Origin of the sequence: Halotalea alkalilenta, assembly GCF_001648175.1 — a bacterium.
GTDB lineage: Bacteria > Pseudomonadota > Gammaproteobacteria > Pseudomonadales > Halomonadaceae > Halotalea > Halotalea alkalilenta_A.
This window is the reverse complement of the sequence record NZ_CP015243.1, coordinates 2,764,802-2,786,242: the sequence shown is the minus strand read 5'-3', so window position 1 is coordinate 2,786,242 and position 21,441 is coordinate 2,764,802. Positions and strand designations below refer to the sequence as shown.

Sequence of the window (21,441 nt, the reverse complement as noted above, 5' to 3'; positions counted from 1 at the left end):
TGGATTACCTTGCGTTGACCTTTTCGAATCGCCTGGCCAGCATTGCACCGAGTGCCATGAGTAGCAGCGAAAATGCCAGGTAGGCCGCTGTAGCGATGAAATAGGATTGAAAGGTAAGGAAGGTGTAGTTTTCCACCTCCCGGGTTGCATAGGTCAGTTCCACTACACCGATCGTCATTGCCAGGCTGGTGTTCTTGAACAGCAGTACGGTGTGATTGAGCAGCGAGGGGAGGGAGTTGCGTATCCCCTGGGGAAGAATGACGTAGCGCATGGAACGTATGTAGCCCATTCCGAGAGCACGAGCTGCTTCGCTTTGTCCTCTGGGAATGGCGCGCAGGCCACTGCGGATATCCTCGGAAAAATACGCCGCCTGGCAAAGGCCGAGAGCGATGACCGCGAAGAGAAACTCAGTACTGAAATTGGCCAGCCAAAGTTGCATGCTTTCCGGCAATATCGAGGCGATGCCGAAATACCAGAGCATCAGCTGAACCAGTGTGGGTACGTTGCGGTGGTAGGAGACATAGCCTGCGACCAGGAGAGTGGCCGTTCGGACGCTGGTCAGTCGGATGGTCACTAGAGCCAGTGCCAGGCCCATGGCGATCATCCAGGAAAATAGCGCCAGCTGGAGCGTGGTCTTTATGCCCTGAATGATCAGGTCGGCGTATTCACCTTGCAGAATCTGGCCCAGATCCAGAAAAAATTGGTTCATTGGTTGCTTCCAAACGGAGCGGAATGGTCAACGGCGGCGGAGGAGCAAGAGCTGGCGCCTTAGCTGGGCATTCGAACAAGGGCCCGTCGTTGTCAGCCAGTCGTATCGCTGCTGCCGGTGTCTCAAACGTCCTGAGGACGAGTAGTCTGCAACCCGCCTGGTACTTGCAGGGTGGGGGTGATTTCTATATGGCCGACGTTCATCGAAATCGGCGCTGCGATCGCGAAAGCAATCGCGTCGGCGATATCCGAGGCCTGCGGAAGTTCGAAGCCTTCGATGTATTTCTTCCAGCTGTTTTCGGGATCACCGTGGACGTGGGCGAAGATATCCGTCGCCACCCGGCCTGGGCAGATTTCGGTCACCCTGACGCGCTTGCCGAACACATCGATGCGCAGCTGGCGCGACAGCATGCTCACGGCGGCCTTGGTGGCGTGATAGGTGGAGTTGCCGTTGAAGTTGTAGGCCGCGGCGATGGAGCTTACGTTGATGACGTGCCCGCGATCGCGCTCGACCATGCCTGGGACCACGAGGCGGCACAGATGCAGAACCGCGCGCAAATTCGTGTCGACCAATGCGTCGATGCCCTGCGCGTCGGCGTTGAGAATCGAGCCAGGGCGATCGACGCCTGCATTGTTGACCAGGATGTCGAAAGGCTGTGCCTGCGCCAGGCGGGTGATGCCCTCGAGGTCACCGACATCGAGCGTATGCGTGATGCAGCCTGTCTTTTCGGCCAGCGTGGCGAGCTTCACAGCATTGCGCGCCACGGCGTGTACCTCGATGCCTTCAAGGGTAAGTCGCTCGACGATGGCGGCGCCGATGCCGGAGGAAGCGCCGGTGACCAGGGCGGTCTTATAGTCGGAAAAAGGCATTGCGTGCATCCTGGATGTTGTAGGAATTTTTGTAGAAATCTCGCCGACAGCGGTGGCGAATTCATGGAGGCAAGTCGCATAGGTGATCTCGACTTGCAATGTATCGTCTCGGAATTATCAGAGCTAAGACGGATTGGCTGTGTGGAGATAAGGGTCTCTTATGGATGCACAGCGCTTCTGGCTCAGTTCAGCAAATGAGATATCGGCACAATCTCGCCGCCGCCACGTTCGATTTCACTGCGAATGTCGCGGGCCATTCCCGCTGCGCCGGGAGTATCTCCATGCAGCAGGATCGAGCAGGTCCGCATCGGGATGCGCTCGCCCGAATAGCTGGTGACACTGCCGTCTTCGAGCAGTTGGCGCAGCCGCAGCATGACTTGATCATGGTCGGTGATCACTGAGTTCGGCATCCTGCGTGGTACCAGCAAGCCGTTGACGTCATAGGCGCGATCGGCGAGGAACGTCGTCGCGACTCGTAGTCCATGTCGGGCGGCGGCGCTTTCGATCGCCTGGCTGGATGAAGAGCTGATGATAATATCCCGATCGAATGCCGCCACAGCCGCGACCAGCGGCTCGGCCAGCGTCTCGTCGGCGGCCGCCATGTTGCCCAGTGCGCCGTGGAAGCTCATGTGAGTGAGCCTGTGCCCTGCGACCGCCGCCATCCCGGCCAGGGCGCCGAGCTGGTAGACCACATAGCTTGCCAGCTCCTTCGGATCCACCTGCATTTGCCTTCGGCCGAAGCCCAGCAGGTCGGGAAATCCCACATGGGCGCCGAGATCGACACCGGCCGCCTTGGTGGCGTGGGCGGTATTGTTCATGATCAACGGATCGCCGGCGTGGAAGCCGCAGGCGACGTTGGCGGAAGAGATGATCCCGATCAGCGCTTCATCCTCACCCATGCGATAAGCACCGAAGCCTTCACCTAGATCGGCATTCAAATCTATTTGCATATGTAAATCCCTGTTCAATCAGCATTGTCGAGAGCAAAGAGTGGCGCTCCGTAGCCGACTAGGCCGCCAGGCGGCGTCAACGGTTCACTGACCCGCCCTGCGACGTGAGCACGAACGGGTAGATACAGCGAACCGATGCGCAGCAGCCCCAGCAGATCGCCAGCATCGACCCTGTCCCCCTGGCGTACCAATGGGGTTTCACGCAGCGGATGCTGGATGAGGAATTGGCCGACCGTGTCGGCGCGTACTATCTCTCCACCCAGGTGCTCACCACCTGAGTTCGCCGGTGTTGCCGCGGGGGATGTGGCGGTCTCGAACCTGGTAGCGGCCGGGCTTGCCGCGGTCCGCGGCGATCTGCGTAGCAGGAGGCTGCCGCCGGGACGCTCGAGCTCGAGGTGGAGCAGGTCGGCTTCCCGCATCCAGATCATCAGTTGCTGCACGTTACGGATATCCATGGTCTCCGATCCAAGGTCAGGCATGTTCAAGACCCCGCAGCCCAACCAGGCGCTGCACTTCATCTAGATAACGCCGGTTGTCGGCCAGCGCATCGAGGGCTTCTTCATAGCTGGTTTCGATGAAACGAACCCGGCTACCGATAGGGGTCTGGCCGAGGCGCCAGAGGTCCGCCTCGATGACGCTGCCGAATTTCGGATAGCCGCCGCTGGGCTGCGCATCACGCATCTGAATGATGGGTTGCCCGCCGTGGGGAACCTGGATCACGCCTGGGACGATGCCATGCGAGCGTGTTTCGATCGGTTGCATCGGCACCAATGGGTCGCCGGCCAGGCGGAAGCCGTAGCGATCGCTCTGAGGGGTGACTTTCCAGGCGCTGGCCCAGAACGCGGCCTGTGATTGCGCGCTGAACGCCGCATATTCCGAGGCCGGAATCACCCGTAGGGCGACCATGCCGTCGATCATCCGCGGTAATGCCAGCGAGGGCGGTTCGATACCGAAATCGAGCGCTCGATTCGCGATCGCCTGGACCGCTGGCAGGCGGTCCGTTTGGCGCAATGCACGACCGTCGAGGCCGCCGAAGGCGCCACGCAGCTGAGTGCTGCGGGAGCCCAGCACCATGGGGACATCGATACCACCGCCAAGGGCCAGATAAGCGCGACTGCCCGACTTCGGCAGTGCGAGGCTGAGCGTCTGGCCCGCCCGGGCACGACTCGCCCACCAGGGAGAGAGTGCGCGGCCATCCAGGTTCGCCGTGCAATCGGCGCCGGTCAGGGCGAAGTCGCAATCCTCGAGAAAGCGCGCCTGAAAAGGAAACACGGGGATCTCGAGGCACGCTGCGTCTTCATCGTTGCCGAGCATCAGGTTGCCGGCCGCCAGCGCCAGTCGATCCATCGCTCCAGCGGTGCCAACGCCATAGCGCAGGCTGCCGCTGCGGCCATGGTCCTGCACGGTGCTCAAGGCGGTGGCCGAGATGATTTCTATCATCGGATGACCCTCTCAACACGAAAGCGGACGAGATCACCCGGCGCGCAAAGTATCGGTGGGTCCTGGGCGAGGTCGAAGAAGCTCATCGTGGTGCGCCCGATGGTGTTCCAGCCGCTGGGTCCGGCCGAGGCCGATACGCCGGTCTGCACCCCGCCGATGGATACGGCGCCGCCGGGCAGGTTGGTGATCGGTACCTTGCGCCGGGGCGTGGCGATACGTGGGTCCATACCGCCGAGGTAGCAGAAACCAGGGTGGCTGCCCAGGGCATAGACCGGGTAGAGCGGGGCGCTGTGCAGCTCGACGATGTCATCTATCGAAAGCCCCGTATGCGCAACGACGTCCGCCATGTGCGGACCGAAATCGTCGCCGCCGTAAATGACTGGAAGATCGATGATCCTGCCCTCGAGCGGTAGCGCCGAACAGTGGTCCCAGGCTGCCAGCAGACGTACGCGCAGCGCCGACAAATCGCGTGGCGGGGTGGAAAAGGTCAGCATCATGTTGTTCATGCCGGGAACCGCTTCCCCGGCTTCGGGCCATTTACCCGCTTCGATCGCCAACGCCCAGATGCGCTGTTGGGTGGTCAGCTCCAGATCGCCGGGCGCCTCGAACAGCAGGGCGGTGGTGCCCAGCAGGCTGATGACCGGCCGTTCGCCTTGGTTCGAACTCATGCTGCGCCTCGTGTCGAGCGGTTTTCTTCGAGCCAGCGCTCCAGATGATGGATGTCGACACCGCCGTGACGAAACCCGGGATCATCGAGGATCTTCCGATGGAGCGGGATGTTCGTGGCAATGCCCTCGATTCGCATTTCAGCAAGCGCCAGACGCATACGGGCGAAGGCTTCTTCGCGGGTGGCGCCGTGGGTGATCAGCTTGGCGATCATCGAGTCATAGTAGGGAGGGACGCGATAGCCTGTGGTGACATGGGAATCCACCCTTACGCCAAAGCCCCCGGCGACTTCCCAGCGGGTCACTTGCCCGGGCGTCGGGGTGAAGGTGTCGGGATTCTCGGCATTGATTCGGCACTCCAGCGCATGTCCCTGGCTGCGGATTTCCTGCTGGGTCAGCGTCAGGCGCTCGCCCAAGGCGACGCGTAGCTGTTGCTGCACGATGTCGATACCGGTGACCATCTCGGTGACCGGATGCTCGACCTGCAAGCGGGTATTCATCTCTATGAAGTAGAACTCACCGTTCTCGAAGAGGAATTCGAAGGTGCCGACGCCGCGATAGCCGATCCGACGGCAGGCCTCTGCGCAGCGCAGGCCGACACGCTCGACCAGGGCGGGATCGATACCCGGCGCGGGGGACTCCTCCAGCATCTTCTGGTGACGCCGCTGCATCGAGCAGTCGCGGCTTCCCAGCCATAGTGCCGTACCGTGATTGTCACAGAGCATCTGGATTTCGACATGGCGCGGCTGGCCGAGGAATTTCTCCAGGTAGAGCTCTGAATTGCCAAAGGCATGCCGTGCCTCTTCTCGGGTGACGCTGATCGCCTCCAGCAGCTCGCTTTTTGCGTTCACGACTCGCATGCCCCGCCCACCGCCGCCGCCGGCCGCCTTGACGATCACCGGGTAGCCGATGCTTTGGGCGATGGCTTCGACTGCAGCGGGATCGCTCGGAAGCGCGCCTGCCGAACCCGGTACGCAAGGGACTCGGCTAGCCTTCATCGCCTGCCTGGCGGCGATCTTGTCACCCATGGTGCGGATGCAGTCGGCACTCGGGCCGATGAAGGTCATTCCGGCCCGTTCGACGCGTTCGGCGAATGCGGCGTTTTCCGAAAGAAAGCCGTAGCCGGGATGGATGGCTTGTGCGCCACTGACTTCGGCGGCGAACAGTAGCGCCGATTGGTTCATGTAGCTTGCGGCTGACGCCGCCGGGCCGATGCACAGTGCTTGATCCGCCTGCCGTACATAGTCGGTGTCTCGGTCCGCCTCGGAAAATACCACGACCGTGCGCAACCCCAGGCTGTGGCAGGCGCGCAGGATACGCAGCGCGATCTCTCCACGGTTGGCGATCAATACCTTGTCGAACATGTGGGCACTCGATGATGGCGGTGGGGCGGTGACTCAGTCGATATAGAAGAGCGGTTGGCCAGCTTCGACCTCTTGATCGGGTTCGGCGAGAATCGCACCGACGATACCCGCGCGCTCGGTCTTGAGCGGGTGGAACATCTTCATCGCTTCGATCACGCAGAGCGTTTGCCCCGCGACGACGCTCGCGCCCTGGGTCGTGAAGGGCGGCTCACCCGGCGCGGGGGTCAAGTGGAACACACCGTAGAGCGGCGAGCATATTTCCGCAGCGGGGGCGATATCGTCGACGGGAGGGGGACCAGCAAAGGCAGTGGATGTCGTGCGTGGCACTGGAAGGGCTGAATCGGCGGTGAGCAAGGGGCCTGCGCTCCTCACCAGTTTCAATGTGCAATCGCCCTCGCTGATGGTCAATTCGGTGAGATCCGAATGCGCCAACAGATCCATCAAGGCTTTTATTCGTTGCTGGTCCATTTGCTTGATCTGCCCTCGATTTCATTCGATTCGTCAGGGGCGGTGACTCCTGATTGCGAACAATGTATCGAGCCGCTCCTGGCTAGGCTAAGAGGGTTTGGTGCTGGTGGGATAAGGCGGTCTTATGCCTCGGTTCTGAGCTTTGGCAGATCGTCCGGCATCATGTCGTTGACCAGCCCGAGCAGGATTTTCTTCACCGCTTGGGCGGGAATCGACAGCGGCAAGTGGTCGGAAAGGCACAGCGCCAGCGGGGCCTCGATCACCGGCGAAACGATGCGACACAGGCGTGCCGACGTCGATGCAGCGAGGATGCGGGCAGCGGAGCCGGGCAGGATGGTGACACCGAGGTCGTCGTCGATGGCAGCGGTCAGGGTCGTGGCGGACTCCACTTCCGCGACCACCCGCGGCACCATGCCGATGCGCAGGAACGCTTCATCCACCAGCTTGCGGATTACGTTGTACTTGCGTGGCAGCATCAAATCCCATTCCGCGACTTCCGCCAGCACGATGTCTTCTTGCGGCAGCGATCTCGACGAGGGGCTTACCAGGTAGAGCTCCTCTTTGAACAGCGGCTGGAAGCTGAGCCCATGGATGACCTTGTCACCATAGAGCACGGCCATGTCCATTCGCCCGTTCATGATCAGCTCGCTCAGCGTGGTGCCGAAATTCTCGTTGAGATAGAGCACGATACCGGGATGTTGTTCTCGCACCGCTCGCAGCAGCGGCAGAGACAGCGCGGATGCCGCAGTGCCTGGGGCGAGACCGACCGATACCTTTCCCGATAGCGCCTTGCTCGAGGCCTGGACGTCGCTCTGCGCCTGCTCACACTGGCGAAGGATCAGCTGTGCGTGGGCGTAGAGGATCTTGCCTGCATCGGTCGGTGTGACGCCACGCTTAGTGCGGATCAAGAGCTGTTGCTTGAGTTCGCCTTCAAGTGTCGCGAGCTGCTGGCTCAGTGCGGGCTGGGCGATATGAAGGACGTCCGCAGCCTGGGTGAGACTGCCGATATCGACGATTTTCACGAAGTATTTCAAGCGCTTCAGGTTCATCTTCCAGGTCTCCCATATGTGCCGGCCTTACGCCTTTGAGCAATATATGGGCCAGTCGAAATTGCATTGGTGCAGCCGTGTGGGCTGGGAGATGAAGGTTTTTCAAGCATAAGGGTTCGATATGGATATGCGCCGGAGTGGTGCCCGGTTGCGCCGTCATGGTGCAGTGACAGGCGAGCAGAGGTGTTTTTCCATAAGGTATTCCTATCAGACCAGAGCGAAGCTGTCTTAACGCCCCTGGTGCGGGGCGATTACCTTATGAACCCATCTCATCCAGTCATTTCATCGAGGTAGGTCGTCGTGAATTCGTCGCGCATCGCAGCCCGAGTGCAACGCATCAAGCCATCGCCGAGCAGTGCCGCCGCCGACCGCGCCAACGAGCTGCGCCGGCAAGGACACTCCATCGTCAACCTGGTGGTGGGCGAGCCTGATTTCGATACTCCGGCGCACATCCGACAGGCGGCCTGGGAAGCCATTCAGCGGGGTGAAACACGCTACACCAACAACAGCGGGACGGTGGAGCTGCGCCAGGCCATTGCCGCCAAGCTCGTCCGTGAGAATGGTTTGAGCTATGGGCTCGACGAGATCATCGTTACCAGCGGGGCCAAGAGCGCCATCTACACGGTTCTCGCGGCCACGCTGGAGCCTGGCGACGAGGTCATCATTCCCGCGCCTTACTGGGTCTCCTACCCGGACATGGTGCTTGCCTGCGACGGACGGCCGGTGACAGTGCCTTGCCCTGAAAGCGATGGTTTCAAGCTCACCGTCGAGCGGCTGCGCTCGGCCATTACGCCATGCACGCGTTGGCTGATGCTCAATTCACCGAGCAATCCCACCGGCGCGAGCTACACGGCGGATGAGTACCGTGCACTTGCCGACTTACTGCTCGAACATCCGCAGGTAATGCTGATGACGGATGATATCTATGAGCATATCCGCTACGACGATAGCGATAATCCGCACATCCTCAATATCGAGCCGGGCTTTAGAGACCGGACGGTGCTCATCAATGGGGTGTCCAAGACCTACGCGATGACCGGCTGGCGGATCGGGTACGCCGCGGCTTCGGCGGATCTCGTCGCCGCCTTCAATACGCTGCAGTCGCAATCCTCGGGCAATACCTGCTCGGTGAGCCAGGCTGCGGCGGTCGCGGCGCTCGAGGGTGACCAGAGCTTCGTTAGCGAAAGCCGCGAGGTGTACAGGCAGCGCCGTGATCGCACGCTTGAGTCGATCAATGCGATCAGTGGCTTGAGCTGCGCTGCTCCGAGCGGTGCTTTCTATCTCTACGTCGACTGCGCTGATCTGCTGGGGCGTCGTACCCCGGCCGGAAAGCTCCTCGCCGATGACACCGATGTGGTCATGTACCTGTTGGAAAATGCCGGCGTGGCCGTGGTCGCTGGCACCGCTTACGGCTTGTCGCCGTATTTCCGCATGTCGATCGCCTCTTCCCAGCAGGTGCTCGATGAGGGCTGTGCGCGCATCGCCGCCGCCGTCGATGCACTGATCTGATCAGGGCCCGACCTGCGCCTTGGGGCAGGCGCCTGATTCATTTTCATCGTGCGGTAGAAGAGGCGATCACATGACGATCCCGGCTAATCGTCCGGCCCTGCCGTTCACCCAGGCGCTGTTGGCAATGCTCGGCATCTCCCTGGTATTGATGCTTGCGGCACTCGATCAGACCGTGATCGGCAACGCCTTGCCCCACATCGTCGCGGATCTGAATGGCTTCGATTTCTACGCCTGGATCGGCACCGGCTATCTGCTCACTTCGATCGTCACCATTCCAATCTTCGGCCGCATGGGCGACTACTACGGGCGCAAGCCGTTCGTGATCGCGGCGACGCTGATCTTCACCCTGGCCTCGTTGGCCTGTGCGCTGGCCAGCGATATGCGCTTTCTCGTCGCGGCACGAGCGCTGCAGGGGGTGGGGGGCGGGATGCTAATCGGTACTGCGTTCGCTTGCGTGCCCGATCTATTCCCTGATACCCGTCAACGACTGCGCTGGCAGGTTCTGCTCAGTGCCGCATTCAGCGTGGTCAATGCGCTTGGCCCTTCGCTCGGCGGTTTTCTTACCGGCTACTACGGCTGGCGTTTCGTGTTCTATCTCAATTTGCCTTTGGGTCTGCTGGCGCTCTTCTTCGCTTGGCGCTACTTGCCCTGGTATCGGCCGGAAACGTCCAAGCCGATCTCGCTCGATTGGTTCGGTGCTTTGTTGATTGCCATAACCCTGGGTTCGTTACAGCTTTTCGTCGAATGGCTGCCTCGCGCCGGTGCTGGAGGTGCGGTCCTGCTCATGGGCGGTGCCAGCCTGGGGGCGGCGGCGCTGCTGTGGTGGTGGGAGCGGCGTGCGCCCGCGCCGTTGATGCCGCCAGCCCTGTTTGCGGTCAAAGGCCTGCGCACGCTGTTCGGACTGTCGGTGATGGTCGGTTCGGTGATGTTCGCGCTGCTGTTCTACATGCCGCTGCTTTTTCAAGGCAGCTATGGGTACAGCCCGCAGGACGCTGGGGTACTGATCACACCGATGGTGTTGAGCATCACCCTGGGAGCCATCGTCAACAGCCGGGTCATCAGCCGTCTGCGCAATCCCAACTGGCTGCCCCGCGCCGGTTTCATTGCGCTACTGCTGGCTTGTGTGGGTTTGTCGCTGTGTGGAAGGGAAGCCAGTTTCGGTCTGCTGCTGGGATTGATGCTGCTCGCGGGGATGGGACTCGGCTTCATCTTGCTCAATCTCACCTTGTTCACCCAGACGCTGGCCGAACGCCGGCACCTGGGAATCGCCACTGCTTTGCTGCAATCGCTACGATTGGTGGGGGGCCTACTGGGTACCGCGGGCATGGGGACTTTGACGACTTTCCTCTATCGTCGAGAACTAGAGCGATCCTTCGCTGAGCTCGATCAGTCCTCGGCGCTTTCCATGTTCAGCGATCCCCAGGTGCTGCTCAAAGCGGTTCCCGCAGGCATCGATCCGCAGCTCGTCGATGCCGCCCGAGAGGCGCTGACCCACGCGATCTCCGTTGGGCTCGGCGGTGCGGTTCTGATTGCGGCAGTGTCGCTTTGGAATCTATGGCGGATGAGCCCGGTGGCGCTGTTTTCGCCATCAGGTTCGCCACAATCGGCCAAGGTTGCCGGGGAGAGCGGCATGAAACGCCCAGAAGCTGAATAGCTCTGCATAGGTTCGGTGGCGCTCGCTTTCCAGCGCGCTCTGCCGTCACTGCCCTCTGCGATGATATTTCAGCTTTCAATCCTGAATCCGAAAGGCCCGCGAACTTCTCGAAAACGATAGACAAAGGCGATCATCTATCTTCACCTGTCGTCCAGGCTCAGCTGAGCACCCTGGGCTTGAGTACCTCCTCGCAGCATTGGCGAAAGCTGGTGGGCGTGCTGTTTTCAGACCTTCGCTGCACCGCGCTGTCCAGCCCCTCTTTCGCTCCCTCGCTCGGGAACCGCTCGAGCGTGCCCGCTGCGTGGTTTGCCGTGTTCGGGCCGGCTCGGCGCCGGTCTATGTCGGCCTGGCGGATGGCCCGCACTCCCTGGCGGGCCCCCTCATTGAGCCCTGCGCAGCAGCGCGCCGGCTCGCTCGCGCAGCGTAAGCGTTGCCACCATCAGGCTTGGCAGGAAGGTAAGCGTGACCAGGGTGGAGAAGGCGATGCCGAACATCACGATGGCGCCCAGACCGCGATAGAGCTCGGTGCCCGCGCCTGGGATCAGCACCAGCGGCGCTACGCCGAAGATGGTGGTCAGGCTCGACATCAGGATCGCGCGCAAGCGGATGCGCACCGCGTCATCTACCGCCGTTGCAACCGATTCGGCCCCCTCCTCGAGACGCTTGTAGGCTTCCTGCACGATCAGGATCGGGTTGTTGACCACCGCGCCCAGCAGTACCAGGAAGCCCAGCAGGGTGATCATGTCGAACGGTTGGTGAATGCCGAACCCAGCGCCGATGCCGTTGAGGATCGCCAACCCGATGATGCCGCCCGCCAGGCCCACCGGGATCGTGGCCATGACGAACAGCGGCCGCCCCCAGTGGCCGAAGACCACCACCAGCACCAGATAGCACAGCAGCACGGCGATCAGGAAATTGCTCGAGACCGCTTCACGGGTGGCCTGCAACTGGTCGCTGGCGCCGGTGATGTCCACCGACACCCCGTGCGGAATCTCACCGGCGATGCGCATCGACTCGATCAGTTCGTTGCGTACGCGCGTAACGCCGGTCTCCAGCGCCACCGAGCGCGGCGGTATGATGTTCAGCGTGACGGTGCGGCGGCCGTCCAGCCGGCGGATGCTGTCGGTATCGACGGACTCGCGCAGCTCGCCCAGCGCGGACAGTGGCAGCACCGCGCCGGACGGCGTGGCGATCGGCAGGTCGGGCAGGTGGTCCACGCGTTGCCCGCTGCCGGCGCTGCTGAACAGGTAGATGTCGATGCGGCGGTCGTCCAGGATCATTTCATCGGCGAACGCGCCATCGCTGAGTGCGGCGACCGAATAGCCGAAGCGCTCTCCGTCGAGGCCGACGTCGACCAGCCGCTCCCAGCGCGGCACGACTTCGAGCATGGGCTGGTCGAGGCTCAGCGCGTTTGGCTCGGAGCCGATCTGGGCGCCTTCGAACATGGTGGCGGCGCGCGCATAGGCCAGGCCTGCGACGCGATAGATCTGCGCCAGGTCGGTACCGGCGATGTCCAGGTTGATGCTGCGGGTGCCGCCTTCGTCGTTGGAAATGATCGAGCCGCGCGAGGCGAAGGCGCGCATGCCGGGCCAAGAGGTGTAGAGCGCCTCCAGGGCGCCTATCAGCGCGTCGATCTCGGCCGGGTTCTTCGGATCGGTCATGATGCTGATGCCCTGCGGGTCGACGAACATGGCGAAGACCCGCAGCGCCGGTATGTCCGTCTCGCCACGGGCATAGCGCTCGGGTGCATCGTCGAGCCGCGGACGCAGTTCGGTGATCAGCTCCTGCGCGATGCCCTCCATCTCGGACAAGTTGTAGCCTGGCGGCGCGATCATGCGCGAAAAGACCCGTGCTTCCTCGCCTTCGGGCAGGTACTCGGCCGGCGGCGTCAGCAGCGCCACCGCCAGCACGGAGGCAACCAGCGTGCTGGCCAGCACCGTGACGCGACGCGGCCAGGTGGCATGGAGCGCGCCGAGGCGTTGGCCGATGCGGTCGAACGCATTGCCGCCGGCTGCGTCCTCCGCGCCCGGTGGCGGCATCATCCGCGTGGCCAGCGCAGGCAGCACCGTGACCGCCACCACCATCGAGGCCAGGATCGCCGCGGAGATCGCGATCGCGATGTCCGAGTAGAGCTGGCCCGCTTCTTCCTCGACGAACAGGGTCGGTGCGAACACCAGCACGGTGGTCAGGGTACAGGCCAGCACCGCCGGCCAGACCCGGCGTACGCCGGCCAAGGCGGCCGCGAAGCGGTCCAGTCCGCGGCGCCGCGCTTGGTCGATGCTTTCCAGCACCACGATGGTGTTGTCCAGGGTCATGCCGATGGCAAAGGCCACGCCGGCCATGGAAATCACGTTCAGTGTGCGCCCGGCCAGCAGCAGGCCGATGAAAGCGGCAATGGTGCAGATCGGAATCGCGATCACGCCGATGAAGGTACTGCGCGCCGAACGCAGGAAGGCGAACATCACCAGGGTCGCGAGCACCGCGCCGAGGAACAGGTTGGTCCAGACGTTGGCCACCGAGTCCTCGACGTAGCGTGCGTCCTCGCTGACCAACGTGATCTCGAGGCCCAGCGGCGCCATGATCTCTTGGTTGATCGCCTCGACCTCGGGCAGCACCGCGTACTTGGTCTGGATCACGTTCGAGCCGGTCTCGCGGCGCACCGCCAGGTACAGCGCCGGCAGGCCGTTGTAGTACGCGCTTTCGCGCAGTTCGTGGTGGCTGAGCCGGATCTCGGCCAGATCGGACAGGCGCACCAGCGCGCCCTCCTGTTCGGAGACGATTAGATCGCCGATCTCGGCAGGCGTGCGGAAGCGCCCGATCGTGCGCACCAGCACGCTGCGCTTGCCGTCATCCAGGTCGCCGGCGGAGCGGTCGACATTGCGTGCCCGCAGCGCATCGCGCACATCGGTCATGTCCAATCCGCGTTCGGCCAGGCGATACGGGTCGACCTCGATGCGGACCTGACGTTCGGCCGCGCCATTGATCTCGACCAGGGAGACCCCGTCGACACGCTCGAGGCGGGGCCGCACCTCGTCCTGCAGGAAGTCGCCCATCATCGCCAGATCGAGCTCCGCGCCGCCTTCTGCGCGCGGGCCAACCCGGAAGTACATGAACGGCTCTTCGGAGACCGAGACGGTGGTCAATGCCGGGGCGTCCACGTTCTCCGGATAATCGGATACCTGGCTGAGCGCGTTGTTGGTGCGGATCAGCGCCTCGTTGATGTCGACGCCGAAGGGGAACTCCAGCACGATGCTGGCTTCCCCGATACTGGCGGTCGACACCATGCGACGCAGGCCGGGCAGCGTGCGCAGGTACTGCTCCTGCTCGATCAGGATTTCCTTCTCTACGTCCTGCGGCGAGGCGCCGGGCCAGCTCGTGTCGACGCTGATGGTGCGCACCTCCAGATCGGGGATCATCTGCACCGGCACCCGCAGCGCGGCGCTGATACCCAGCACGCAGATGATCAGGACCGCGACCGCGATCAGGGTGCCATGACGGAGAACGCGATCGAAGCTCATCGGTCAGCGCTCCATCACTTCAACGGGGCGGCCTTCATCGAGGGCTTCGTTGCCACGTATTACGACGCGTTGGCCGCGGCTGAGGCCGGAAGCCACGGCGACCTGCCCATCCCGCTCGTACAGGATCCGCACGCTGCGCTGACGCGCGACCGTTGCATCGCCATCGTCCTCCACAATGAACACGCTGTGGCCGCCGTCGGGCTGGCGGAGCAAGGCGTCGCGACTGATCGCGAGCGCGGGCGTTTCGGCGTCCAGATCGATCTCGGCGCGAGCAGAGGTACCCGGGAGCAATCGGCCTTGGGGGTCGTCCACCAGCAGGCGCAGCAAAAAGGCACGCGCACGAGGGTCGGTGACCGGCACCCGCGCGCCAATGGTTGCCGGCAGCGGCGTATCGCCGAGGGCGTCGGCGAACACGCGAATTTGTACATTCTCATCCAACTGAGAGTAGCGCTCCTGCGGTACGCGCAAGTCGAGGCGTACGCGCTCGGTCGCGACCAGGGTCAGCACCGGGGTGCCGCGCTGTACCCATTCGCCGGCCTCGGTGAGTTTCTCGGCGACCACGCCGTCGAACGGCGCCGGCAGTGTGTGTCGCTCGACCTGCTCCGCTTGCTCGCGCGCATTTGCTCGAGCCGAGTCCGCTACCGCGCGTGCAAGTTGCAGTGCGGAGGCACGTGCCTCGACCTGGGTGGCGGCGATGCTCCGACTCGCGCCGAGACGCTGCGCCTCGTCGTACAGGCGCTGCGCCTCGCGCAGCGCGGCCTCGGCTTCTTCCGTTTGGGCCCGGGCGCGCAGCAAGGCCTGGCGGGCGATGGCGGGATCGAGCTCGATCAGCACCTGTCCGGCCTCGACGTGATCACCGGCATCGACGTGCACGCGCCCGACCAGCCCGTCGACGCGAGGAGATAGCCCCGCTTCGCGCTCGGCGGTCAGGGTGCCGGAAAGGGAGAAACGTTCGCCGAACGCGGCGGGTTCCACCAGCGCGACGGAAACAAGCACCGCCTCGGCCCGTCGGTTCTCCTCGCTATCGCCGGACGGTCCGCCGCAGGCGGCGAGCAGCAAGAGGAGGGGGGCCAAGAGTCCCGGACGGAGTCGCTCGATGGGGTGGCGTGTGAAACCGCGGGTGACAGAGAAGTGGAAGAGGCTGATGACGGTCGGATGCATGAATCCATGTTCCTGTATGGCGCTGTGCGGCTTCGTTCTCTCAGCGATGAAACGGATACTCACTGCATGCCGGCGCGCGAGGATCAAAAGCGTCCCTGCAACGCTGATGGCCTGCGCGCTGGGTTGCCGGGTAAGCGGCGTTGGTTGTGCTCAAGGCGGGCCATACGCTTGGCTGAGTAGCAAGCTTGTCTTGCGACCGGGCCGAAGATAGGTGGTTGGGCCAGTCAGGGTCTATGCGAGGTAGTCCGGCTTGTCTTTGTGATCGTCCAGCAAGCGGCGGGCCCTGGTTGCCGGGGTTCGAGCGCTGATCGATCGAGCTGGAGACTAGCGCTCGATTCAAACCTGCATGTTCACCGAGCGAGGCATTGTTGCTGCGTATCCAGCCAGCGATGGGCGGGATGACGCCATGATGGGGCGGTTCCGTTCCATGGGGGGGAACATGGTAAGTCGGCAGAAAGGAACGGCGAGGTTTCATGACAGGTAAGGCGGCCGAGCCCGATAGTACGATCGATGCCCCAGAGTCCGAACTGTTCTTGTCATCGTCCAGGGAAGTTTATGGATCCGCTCTCAGACGTACTTTCGCTGCTAAAGCCGCGCAGCTACGTGTCTTCCGGTTTCAACGCAGGTGGTGAATGGTCGGTTCAGTTCGCCGCCCAGCACCAACTCATCAAGTGTTATGCGGTGGTTTCGGGCGAATGCTGGCTCGCTGTGGAGGGCATTCCCGAGGCGGTGCGCTTGAAGCAGGGGGACTGCTTCGTGCTGCCAAGCGGGCGTCCTTTCCGTCTCGCGAGCGATATGGCAGTGACGCCCGTCGCGGCCAGTGACTTCTTCGCGCCCGCCCGCGCCGGCGGGGTCGTGACCATCAACGGCGGCGGGGATTTCCTTCTCGTCGGCAGTCGTTTCGCTGTCAGCGGCAGCCACGCAAGCACCCTGATGGGGCTGCTGCCGCCCATCGGTCATATCCGCAAGGAGTCTGACCAGTCAGCGCTGCGCTGGTCGGTGGAGCGGATGATGCAGGAGCTGCGCGAGCAGCAGCCCGGCAGCTTCCTGGTGCTGGAGCACCTAGCCCACATGATGCTGGTCCAGGCGCTGCGCCTGCATGTGGAGCAAGCGTCGACGATGGGCGGGGTGGGATGGCTGCTCGGCGTGGCGGACAAGCAGTTGGGCGCCGCGATCAACGCGATCCATGCCAATCCTGCGCATCGTTGGAAGCTGCACGAGCTGGCGGAACGTGCCTGCATGTCGCGATCGGCCTTCGCGCAGAGGTTCAAAGAGACGGTCGGGACCTCTCCGATGGAGTACCTGACGCGCTGGCGAATGCTGCTCGCTGGCGACCGGCTGGAGAATTCCAACGACTCCATCTCCACCATAGCGTTGTCACTCGGTTACGAATCCGAAAGCGCCTTCAGTACGGCGTTCAAGAGGGTCATGGGCGCCTCGCCACGGAGGTACGGTCGCGGGCAGCGCTTGGTTGCCGCTGCCGGGTGACCCGCCCCTGTGCTTTTCAGTTGGAAAAAATCGCCTAGAGCCGCGTATTCATAGCGCGGTCGTAGCCGGACACTGCTGGGGTGGGGTGAAGAGATTTCGCCCGATCGCATGGGCGGATTCCAGGTGAGTATCTGGCGGGCGCGTCTCCGAATCCAACAGCAGCATGGAGGTCGGGACCTGGGCGCCGCAGTAATCGAAAATCCCATGATCAATCTGCGTCTTCATGGCATCGGCGTAGCCGTGCCGTGTGTAGGTCTGAATATCGGCACCACCGATACCGACAAGATGAACCCTGAGGTGGCCGAGTTTCTTCACCAACTGGGCATCCGCACCGAAGTCGAACGCCCAGCCATTGACGAACACACGATCGATCCAACCTTTGAGAAGCCCCGGCATCGACCACCAGTAGACGGGGTAGACCAGCACCAGAGCATCGGCGCGATCGATCCTCGCCTGCTCGGCGATGACATCCGCGGGGGGCGCCGCCTGTCCGCGGCTAGCGGCAAGATCCGCTGCGCTGAACCGCGGATCGAAAGCCTCCGCGGCGAGATCCGCGATCTCGAACGAGTTGCCTTGCGCCGAGAGGCTCACTCCCTCGGCGATACGCTGGGCGATGCTATGGGTGAGTGACCCAGGCTCGGGGTGAGAGACGACGATGAGTGCATGCACGGTGAAGCTCCTGCCATGGCTGAGAAGAAAGCTGGCCTTTTCCTACCTTTGGTAGATTATGTTGGCCAAGCTACTTATGGTAGATAACCATGTCAAGCGATGAACAACCGATCTCGGCTCGGCAGCCGCATCGGTGATCTTCGAGGGAGGGGAAGTAGCGCCAACCGTTGGATGTCGCGTGGTGGACAGGCTATTGGTCATCGCATCGTCTTGTGTCGACTGCGTGCTCGTCCAAGGCCGGAAGCACGTCCGGTGGAGCCGTTCGGGCCGTCGGAGTGAAGTAGCTCTGCTCCCTATGTCGGCGCCATCATCCGATGCTTCGGCAAGTACTTACGACAGATCTCGCAGCGCTTCGGGATGCTGTTCGGCGACGCGCAGCAGCGTACGAGCGGCGCCGGTGGGCTCGCGCCGCCCCTGCTCCCATTCCTGCAGGGTACGCACGCTGACGCCAATCAGCTTGGCGAACTCTGACTGTGAAGCGCCGACCCGCTGGCGCGCGTGGGCAGCCTCGGAGACCTCCACGCGCGTAACGCGTGCCGCCTTGCCGGCCTTCATCTCGCGTACGGACTGCAGCAGGTCACGTCCGAACTGTTCCATTTCCTTATCCATGTTCGATCTCCTCCTTCAACTGATTGAGCAGGGCAGCAGGCAGGTTGTCGAATTTGGCCTTGGTGTAGACGATCAGCAGCCAAATGGTGCCGTCATCCAGGGTGTTGTAGTAGATCACCCGGGCTCCGCCTCGTTTTCCCATCCCCGAGCGACTCCAGCGAATCTTGCGCAGACCGCCCGTTGCGGGAATCACATCGCCGGTCAATGGATTGGCCGCCAACCACGAGAAGAACGGCCAGACGCTCGTCTTCCTGCCAGATGCTGGTGGCATAGCGCCTGAACGTGGCGGTTTCGATGATTGTGTATATGCCATTGACCATACGTCTTTGACGTATGGAAAATCAATTCTTGGAGGCTTGCCGGAGGATGGAGTACCAGGCGGCTCGCATTCGACGTGCGGCGCTGGAACTGGGCCAGGGCGGTCTTCATCTGGCCTAGGTGTCTCGGTCGGGGACCATCAGCTACAACTGCGTAATCCAACCCTTTTATCCCGCGACCGAGCTTCAGGCCGCCTGGACCTGACCTGAGCTAGTCAGCGCCCCGAAAAATGCTGGGTACCACGACGTGAATACTGCGGTGCAGCTGTTCAGCGGCAAGGGTGAGTCGATCGGTGACGTCTATCGCCCGAAAGGCCAGCCCAGACCATTGCTCGGGCTGCGCCGTTGGCCATGCGTAGGCTGCCGCTAGAGACGCCGTTGCCAGCCCGAAAAACTGGCGACGACTAAACCTTGCTGTGCTGTCACTGCCTTTAGCACTCATATCCGCTCCGTCCAGCCACGCTTTGCTGGCAGCCTGGCTCAGTGAGTTGCAAACCTCGAGTCAACTCCGCAATGAGGTCATTATGCCTGATCCTCGCAATACCGCGACGCTCACCGTCGGCTGGCTTTGATTGGCGAGGCGCGCCCGATCCGTTGAACGGTCAGGAAATGGCCCTTAGCTGGTATGTCGATGCCATCGGTGCAGAGCCGTGGCACGGCCAATGCTTAAGCACTCGAGTGCCGGGCGATGACTGAACCACCCGATTACACCGATGTCGCTATAGGCGATGGAAAGAGCATCGCCGACATAGTCAGTGATTCAGTCGACCAGACTCGCAACACGATCCATTACCATGGACCAGCCGCCGCTGACAACGGAGAAGCCTGACATGGCAGACCGCACCACCCTCGAGGCCCTTGAGCAATATGCGGCACAGCTATCGCTTGCCGCGCGTCGTTCCAACGAGGCCAGCGACCTTCAGCACGCCTTCGTGCATGGGGATGATGAGACCGATGTTCTGACTGAATCCGGCCCTTTACCGACACTGGCCAAGATGGCCAAGGGCTGGGGGCAGCTCGCAGAGAAAGCGATCGGAGGACTGGGCGTAGTCAATCCCACCGGGGATTATGAGGTCGGGAAGGCATACAAGGCCCGGGACCTGTTCCTTAGCGGTGGGGTTGTCTACGTCGTCGCCCACGACTACACGAGCGTGTCGCTGGATCAGGACATGGCAGACGGCCACGTGGGGGTGTTCCAGGGCCTTACGCGGGAGGACCTCTCGGATACCGCACTCAGTCTCTCCCGAGGCGCGGGCATCGTCTACCGGGCCTCGCGACAGCTCTTCTCTTTCGATGAACTCTTGGCGGTCTCGGGTCGATACGATGGTGATGTCGTCTACCTTGTCTCCTATTGGAAGGATTATCCAGTCAGGGAGTCAGGCGGTAATTTCATTTGGAGAAAAGGCTCTGCCATCACGGACTACGGCACCATCGCTGCGCCAGAGGGCGCCAATGGATATTGGGAGAGAGAATTCAAGTGTGCATCGCCCGAATACTTCGGAGCGGTTGGCCAGCCTCTGGCGCTCAATGTCTTCTTTGGCACACTGAAAGAGGCGCGAGTCAGGTATCCCCATGCCTATGAGCTAACCGACCTGATCGACTGGGCCGCTACCAGGGAAGTATTTTATCTCGCTAGAACCCCCGCATGGATCATTGGCTGCCATCTCAAGACGTACTATCTCAATCGCAAAATACCGATCAGGGATCGAGAATTGTCAGGGGCATGCAAGGGTTTCATCGGTGCTGGGCCTTGGAGATCAACCTTCGTTTTCCAGAACGCTGGAAATGTGACCGATGTGTTCCCCTCAACAATGCCGACGGGAACCCCAACCAGCGAAATGGAATCCTTGTATACCAGGGATGAGGAAGCATCTGTTCAGTTCGGATTCGTCTCCAGTAATTTCAATGAGAACTCCGAAACGGGTGGCTGGTCTGATGTGGTGATGGAGAACATAGCCATCCAGGGGCCGGCTCATGGGGTTTGCATTCTTCTTGCCAATGGCGGCCGCGTGAGGACCAGGTGGTGCCAGTTCAATGGAAATCCGAGAGTTGCATTCGTCAGTTGCAACAACATCGCTATGTCCTGGAACGAGAATATGTTCTCTGGAGCAGCGGGTACCCTTGCTCGTATAGGTCTTTTGAACCTATCGAATAGTTATCGAGAAATTACACACTCTGCGCGAGGGATTACCGGAGGGGGGGAGGCAACTTCAATGATGCTTTTACTTTTACCAAAAACTCATTTGGGGGTGATCCCAGGGTCGCGGACATCCTGGACCACGGTTCGGGCTCTGAGTCGAATAGGTTCGCATGGGGTAACTCTCACACTGGAGGGTCGAACAACTTCCTATGCGGTTATTTAGGGAGGAGAAATTTTCACTGGCAGATCTACAATGATTGGTTTGAAGGTGTAAACCACGCCATCATGGTGCTCTCTGAGGGCGCTAATGGTAACGGTAAGATTGAGTTCTCCGACGATGGAAGATTCGCTGGTCTTCTTCCCAATGGAGAGAATGGGGTCAACTGGAGCGACTCGAGCGATGAGACTCGTTTGAGTGTGGGTTCAGATGGTGGTTGGTCAAGGTCTCTGGAGGTGAGAGGATGCCACTTCAAACAGGTGAGGGCATCCAGCAGGGCTGGATATACGGGTCATGGCACAGGTGCCGCCATTACCTACAACGGGCGTGGAATTTGCCGATATGGCAACAACTACTTTGAAACTGTTCAGGTAGGTCTTCGTTCGACGAATCCAGCTGTGGACCCCCAAATATACAACGAGGGTAACTCTGGATCTTCTACGGTCCCAGTTGAAATTGATAACCCGGGAACTTTTTGGGCTGCTAACGGCCGTCAGATCGGTACAATCATAGAAGCTGGCAATAATTCGTCCACCTCAATCAATCCGTCTACCTACATTAACTATTCTGGGCGTCGGATGTATGGTCGAGTCTATAATGGATCGATCACTGTTTCAGAGAATAGTGTGGTTAGAATACAGAACG

18 protein-coding genes are annotated in these 21,441 nt (G+C 61.7%); 4 read left to right on the top strand and 14 right to left on the bottom strand.

The features are described 5' to 3' along the window. Nucleotides 1–4: 4 nt before the first annotated feature. The 9 genes from A5892_RS12455 to nac all read right to left on the bottom strand — a co-directional run bounded on the left by A5892_RS12455 (nt 5) and on the right by nac (nt 7,514). The gene (locus tag A5892_RS12455; RefSeq protein WP_064123074.1) at nt 5–709 is read right to left on the bottom strand and encodes an amino acid ABC transporter permease; all 705 of its coding nucleotides are present in this window, start codon (nt 707–709) and stop codon (nt 5–7) included. Nucleotides 710–831: 122 nt separating this feature from the next. Next, nucleotides 832–1,578 carry an SDR family oxidoreductase gene (locus tag A5892_RS12450; protein WP_064123073.1) on the bottom strand — a complete coding sequence of 249 codons (747 nt, stop codon included), beginning with the start codon at nt 1,576–1,578 and terminating at the stop codon, nt 832–834. Between the two features lie 182 nt (nt 1,579–1,760). Continuing rightward, nucleotides 1,761–2,528: a LamB/YcsF family protein gene (locus tag A5892_RS12445; protein ID WP_064123072.1), complete on the bottom strand. Its 768-nt coding sequence runs from the start codon at nt 2,526–2,528 to the stop codon at nt 1,761–1,763. 14 nt (nt 2,529–2,542) lie between these two features. Further along, nucleotides 2,543–2,983 (bottom strand): acetyl-CoA carboxylase biotin carboxyl carrier protein, encoded by a 441-nt coding sequence (locus tag A5892_RS12440; RefSeq protein WP_064123071.1) that lies wholly within the window; start codon nt 2,981–2,983, stop codon nt 2,543–2,545. Between the two features lie 16 nt (nt 2,984–2,999). Beyond that, complete coding sequence (locus A5892_RS12435) at nt 3,000–3,968, bottom strand: biotin-dependent carboxyltransferase family protein (RefSeq protein WP_064123070.1); 969 nt, start codon at nt 3,966–3,968, stop codon at nt 3,000–3,002. Then, complete coding sequence (pxpB, locus tag A5892_RS12430; protein WP_064123069.1) at nt 3,965–4,636, bottom strand: 5-oxoprolinase subunit PxpB; 672 nt, start codon at nt 4,634–4,636, stop codon at nt 3,965–3,967. Before pxpB ends, A5892_RS12435 begins: the two co-directional genes overlap by 4 nt. Beyond that, nucleotides 4,633–5,997 carry an acetyl-CoA carboxylase biotin carboxylase subunit gene (accC, locus tag A5892_RS12425; RefSeq protein WP_064123068.1) on the bottom strand — a complete coding sequence of 455 codons (1,365 nt, stop codon included), beginning with the start codon at nt 5,995–5,997 and terminating at the stop codon, nt 4,633–4,635. The genes pxpB and accC overlap by 4 nt, the downstream gene beginning before the upstream one ends. A gap of 33 nt (nt 5,998–6,030) precedes the next feature. Continuing rightward, nucleotides 6,031–6,438, bottom strand: a complete 408-nt coding sequence (locus A5892_RS12420) for an acetyl-CoA carboxylase biotin carboxyl carrier protein (protein WP_223302883.1) — start codon at nt 6,436–6,438, stop codon at nt 6,031–6,033. A 149-nt stretch (nt 6,439–6,587) separates the two neighbouring features. Further along, nucleotides 6,588–7,514, bottom strand: a complete 927-nt coding sequence (gene nac / locus A5892_RS12415) for a nitrogen assimilation transcriptional regulator NAC (RefSeq protein ID WP_064123066.1) — start codon at nt 7,512–7,514, stop codon at nt 6,588–6,590. Nucleotides 7,515–7,814: 300 nt separating this feature from the next. On the opposite strand from nac, the gene A5892_RS12410 reads away from it, so the two are divergent. Continuing rightward, the gene (locus A5892_RS12410; protein WP_064123065.1) at nt 7,815–9,023 is read left to right on the top strand and encodes an aspartate transaminase; all 1,209 of its coding nucleotides are present in this window, start codon (nt 7,815–7,817) and stop codon (nt 9,021–9,023) included. A 70-nt stretch (nt 9,024–9,093) separates the two neighbouring features. After that, nucleotides 9,094–10,677: an MFS transporter gene (locus tag A5892_RS12405; RefSeq protein ID WP_064123064.1), complete on the top strand. Its 1,584-nt coding sequence runs from the start codon at nt 9,094–9,096 to the stop codon at nt 10,675–10,677. Between the two features lie 380 nt (nt 10,678–11,057). Here A5892_RS12405 and A5892_RS12400 read toward each other — a convergent pair whose 3' ends face one another. Together A5892_RS12400 and A5892_RS12395 are read right to left on the bottom strand one after the other, a co-directional pair. Continuing rightward, complete coding sequence (locus A5892_RS12400) at nt 11,058–14,195, bottom strand: efflux RND transporter permease subunit (protein ID WP_064123063.1); 3,138 nt, start codon at nt 14,193–14,195, stop codon at nt 11,058–11,060. Nucleotides 14,196–14,198: 3 nt separating this feature from the next. After that, nucleotides 14,199–15,356, bottom strand: a complete 1,158-nt coding sequence (locus A5892_RS12395; RefSeq protein WP_082890438.1) for an efflux RND transporter periplasmic adaptor subunit — start codon at nt 15,354–15,356, stop codon at nt 14,199–14,201. 555 nt (nt 15,357–15,911) lie between these two features. On the opposite strand from A5892_RS12395, the gene A5892_RS12390 reads away from it, so the two are divergent. Beyond that, a complete protein-coding gene (locus A5892_RS12390; protein ID WP_064123062.1) occupies nt 15,912–16,844 on the top strand; it encodes an AraC family transcriptional regulator in 933 nt (310 codons plus the stop codon). 48 nt (nt 16,845–16,892) lie between these two features. Here A5892_RS12390 and A5892_RS12385 read toward each other — a convergent pair whose 3' ends face one another. The 3 genes from A5892_RS12385 to A5892_RS20780 form a co-directional block, all read right to left on the bottom strand. Continuing rightward, nucleotides 16,893–17,513, bottom strand: coding sequence for an NAD(P)H-dependent oxidoreductase (locus tag A5892_RS12385; protein ID WP_064123061.1), 621 nt, complete (start codon nt 17,511–17,513; stop codon nt 16,893–16,895). Nucleotides 17,514–17,843: 330 nt separating this feature from the next. Continuing rightward, entirely contained in the window at nt 17,844–18,122 is a 279-nt protein-coding gene (locus A5892_RS12380; protein WP_064123060.1) for a helix-turn-helix domain-containing protein, read from the bottom strand. Next, on the bottom strand, nt 18,115–18,264 hold the full coding sequence (locus A5892_RS20780) for a hypothetical protein (RefSeq protein WP_223302654.1): 150 nt from the start codon (nt 18,262–18,264) through the stop codon (nt 18,115–18,117). The genes A5892_RS12380 and A5892_RS20780 overlap by 8 nt, the downstream gene beginning before the upstream one ends. A gap of 969 nt (nt 18,265–19,233) precedes the next feature. Between A5892_RS20780 and A5892_RS12370 the strand changes: the two genes are divergently transcribed. Continuing rightward, complete coding sequence (locus A5892_RS12370; protein ID WP_064123059.1) at nt 19,234–20,802, top strand: hypothetical protein; 1,569 nt, start codon at nt 19,234–19,236, stop codon at nt 20,800–20,802. The last annotated feature ends 639 nt before the right edge of the window (nt 20,803–21,441 follow it).

Coding starts and splice junctions, on each gene's coding strand:
- A5892_RS12455 (WP_064123074.1), bottom strand. CDS start 709: ATGAACCAATTTTTTCTGGATCTGGGCCAGATTCTGCAAGGTGAATAC.
- A5892_RS12370 (WP_064123059.1), top strand. CDS start 19,234: ATGGACCAGCCGCCGCTGACAACGGAGAAGCCTGACATGGCAGACCGC.
- nac (WP_064123066.1), bottom strand. CDS start 7,514: ATGAACCTGAAGCGCTTGAAATACTTCGTGAAAATCGTCGATATCGGC.
- A5892_RS12450 (WP_064123073.1), bottom strand. CDS start 1,578: ATGCCTTTTTCCGACTATAAGACCGCCCTGGTCACCGGCGCTTCCTCC.
- A5892_RS12390 (WP_064123062.1), top strand. CDS start 15,912: ATGGATCCGCTCTCAGACGTACTTTCGCTGCTAAAGCCGCGCAGCTAC.
- A5892_RS12445 (WP_064123072.1), bottom strand. CDS start 2,528: ATGCAAATAGATTTGAATGCCGATCTAGGTGAAGGCTTCGGTGCTTAT.
- A5892_RS12435 (WP_064123070.1), bottom strand. CDS start 3,968: ATGATAGAAATCATCTCGGCCACCGCCTTGAGCACCGTGCAGGACCAT.
- A5892_RS20780 (WP_223302654.1), bottom strand. CDS start 18,264: ATGGGAAAACGAGGCGGAGCCCGGGTGATCTACTACAACACCCTGGAT.
- accC (WP_064123068.1), bottom strand. CDS start 5,997: ATGTTCGACAAGGTATTGATCGCCAACCGTGGAGAGATCGCGCTGCGT.
- A5892_RS12400 (WP_064123063.1), bottom strand. CDS start 14,195: ATGAGCTTCGATCGCGTTCTCCGTCATGGCACCCTGATCGCGGTCGCG.
- A5892_RS12380 (WP_064123060.1), bottom strand. CDS start 18,122: ATGGATAAGGAAATGGAACAGTTCGGACGTGACCTGCTGCAGTCCGTA.
- A5892_RS12420 (WP_223302883.1), bottom strand. CDS start 6,438: ATGGATCTGTTGGCGCATTCGGATCTCACCGAATTGACCATCAGCGAG.
- A5892_RS12395 (WP_082890438.1), bottom strand. CDS start 15,356: ATGCATCCGACCGTCATCAGCCTCTTCCACTTCTCTGTCACCCGCGGT.
- pxpB (WP_064123069.1), bottom strand. CDS start 4,636: ATGAGTTCGAACCAAGGCGAACGGCCGGTCATCAGCCTGCTGGGCACC.
- A5892_RS12440 (WP_064123071.1), bottom strand. CDS start 2,983: ATGGATATCCGTAACGTGCAGCAACTGATGATCTGGATGCGGGAAGCC.
- A5892_RS12405 (WP_064123064.1), top strand. CDS start 9,094: ATGACGATCCCGGCTAATCGTCCGGCCCTGCCGTTCACCCAGGCGCTG.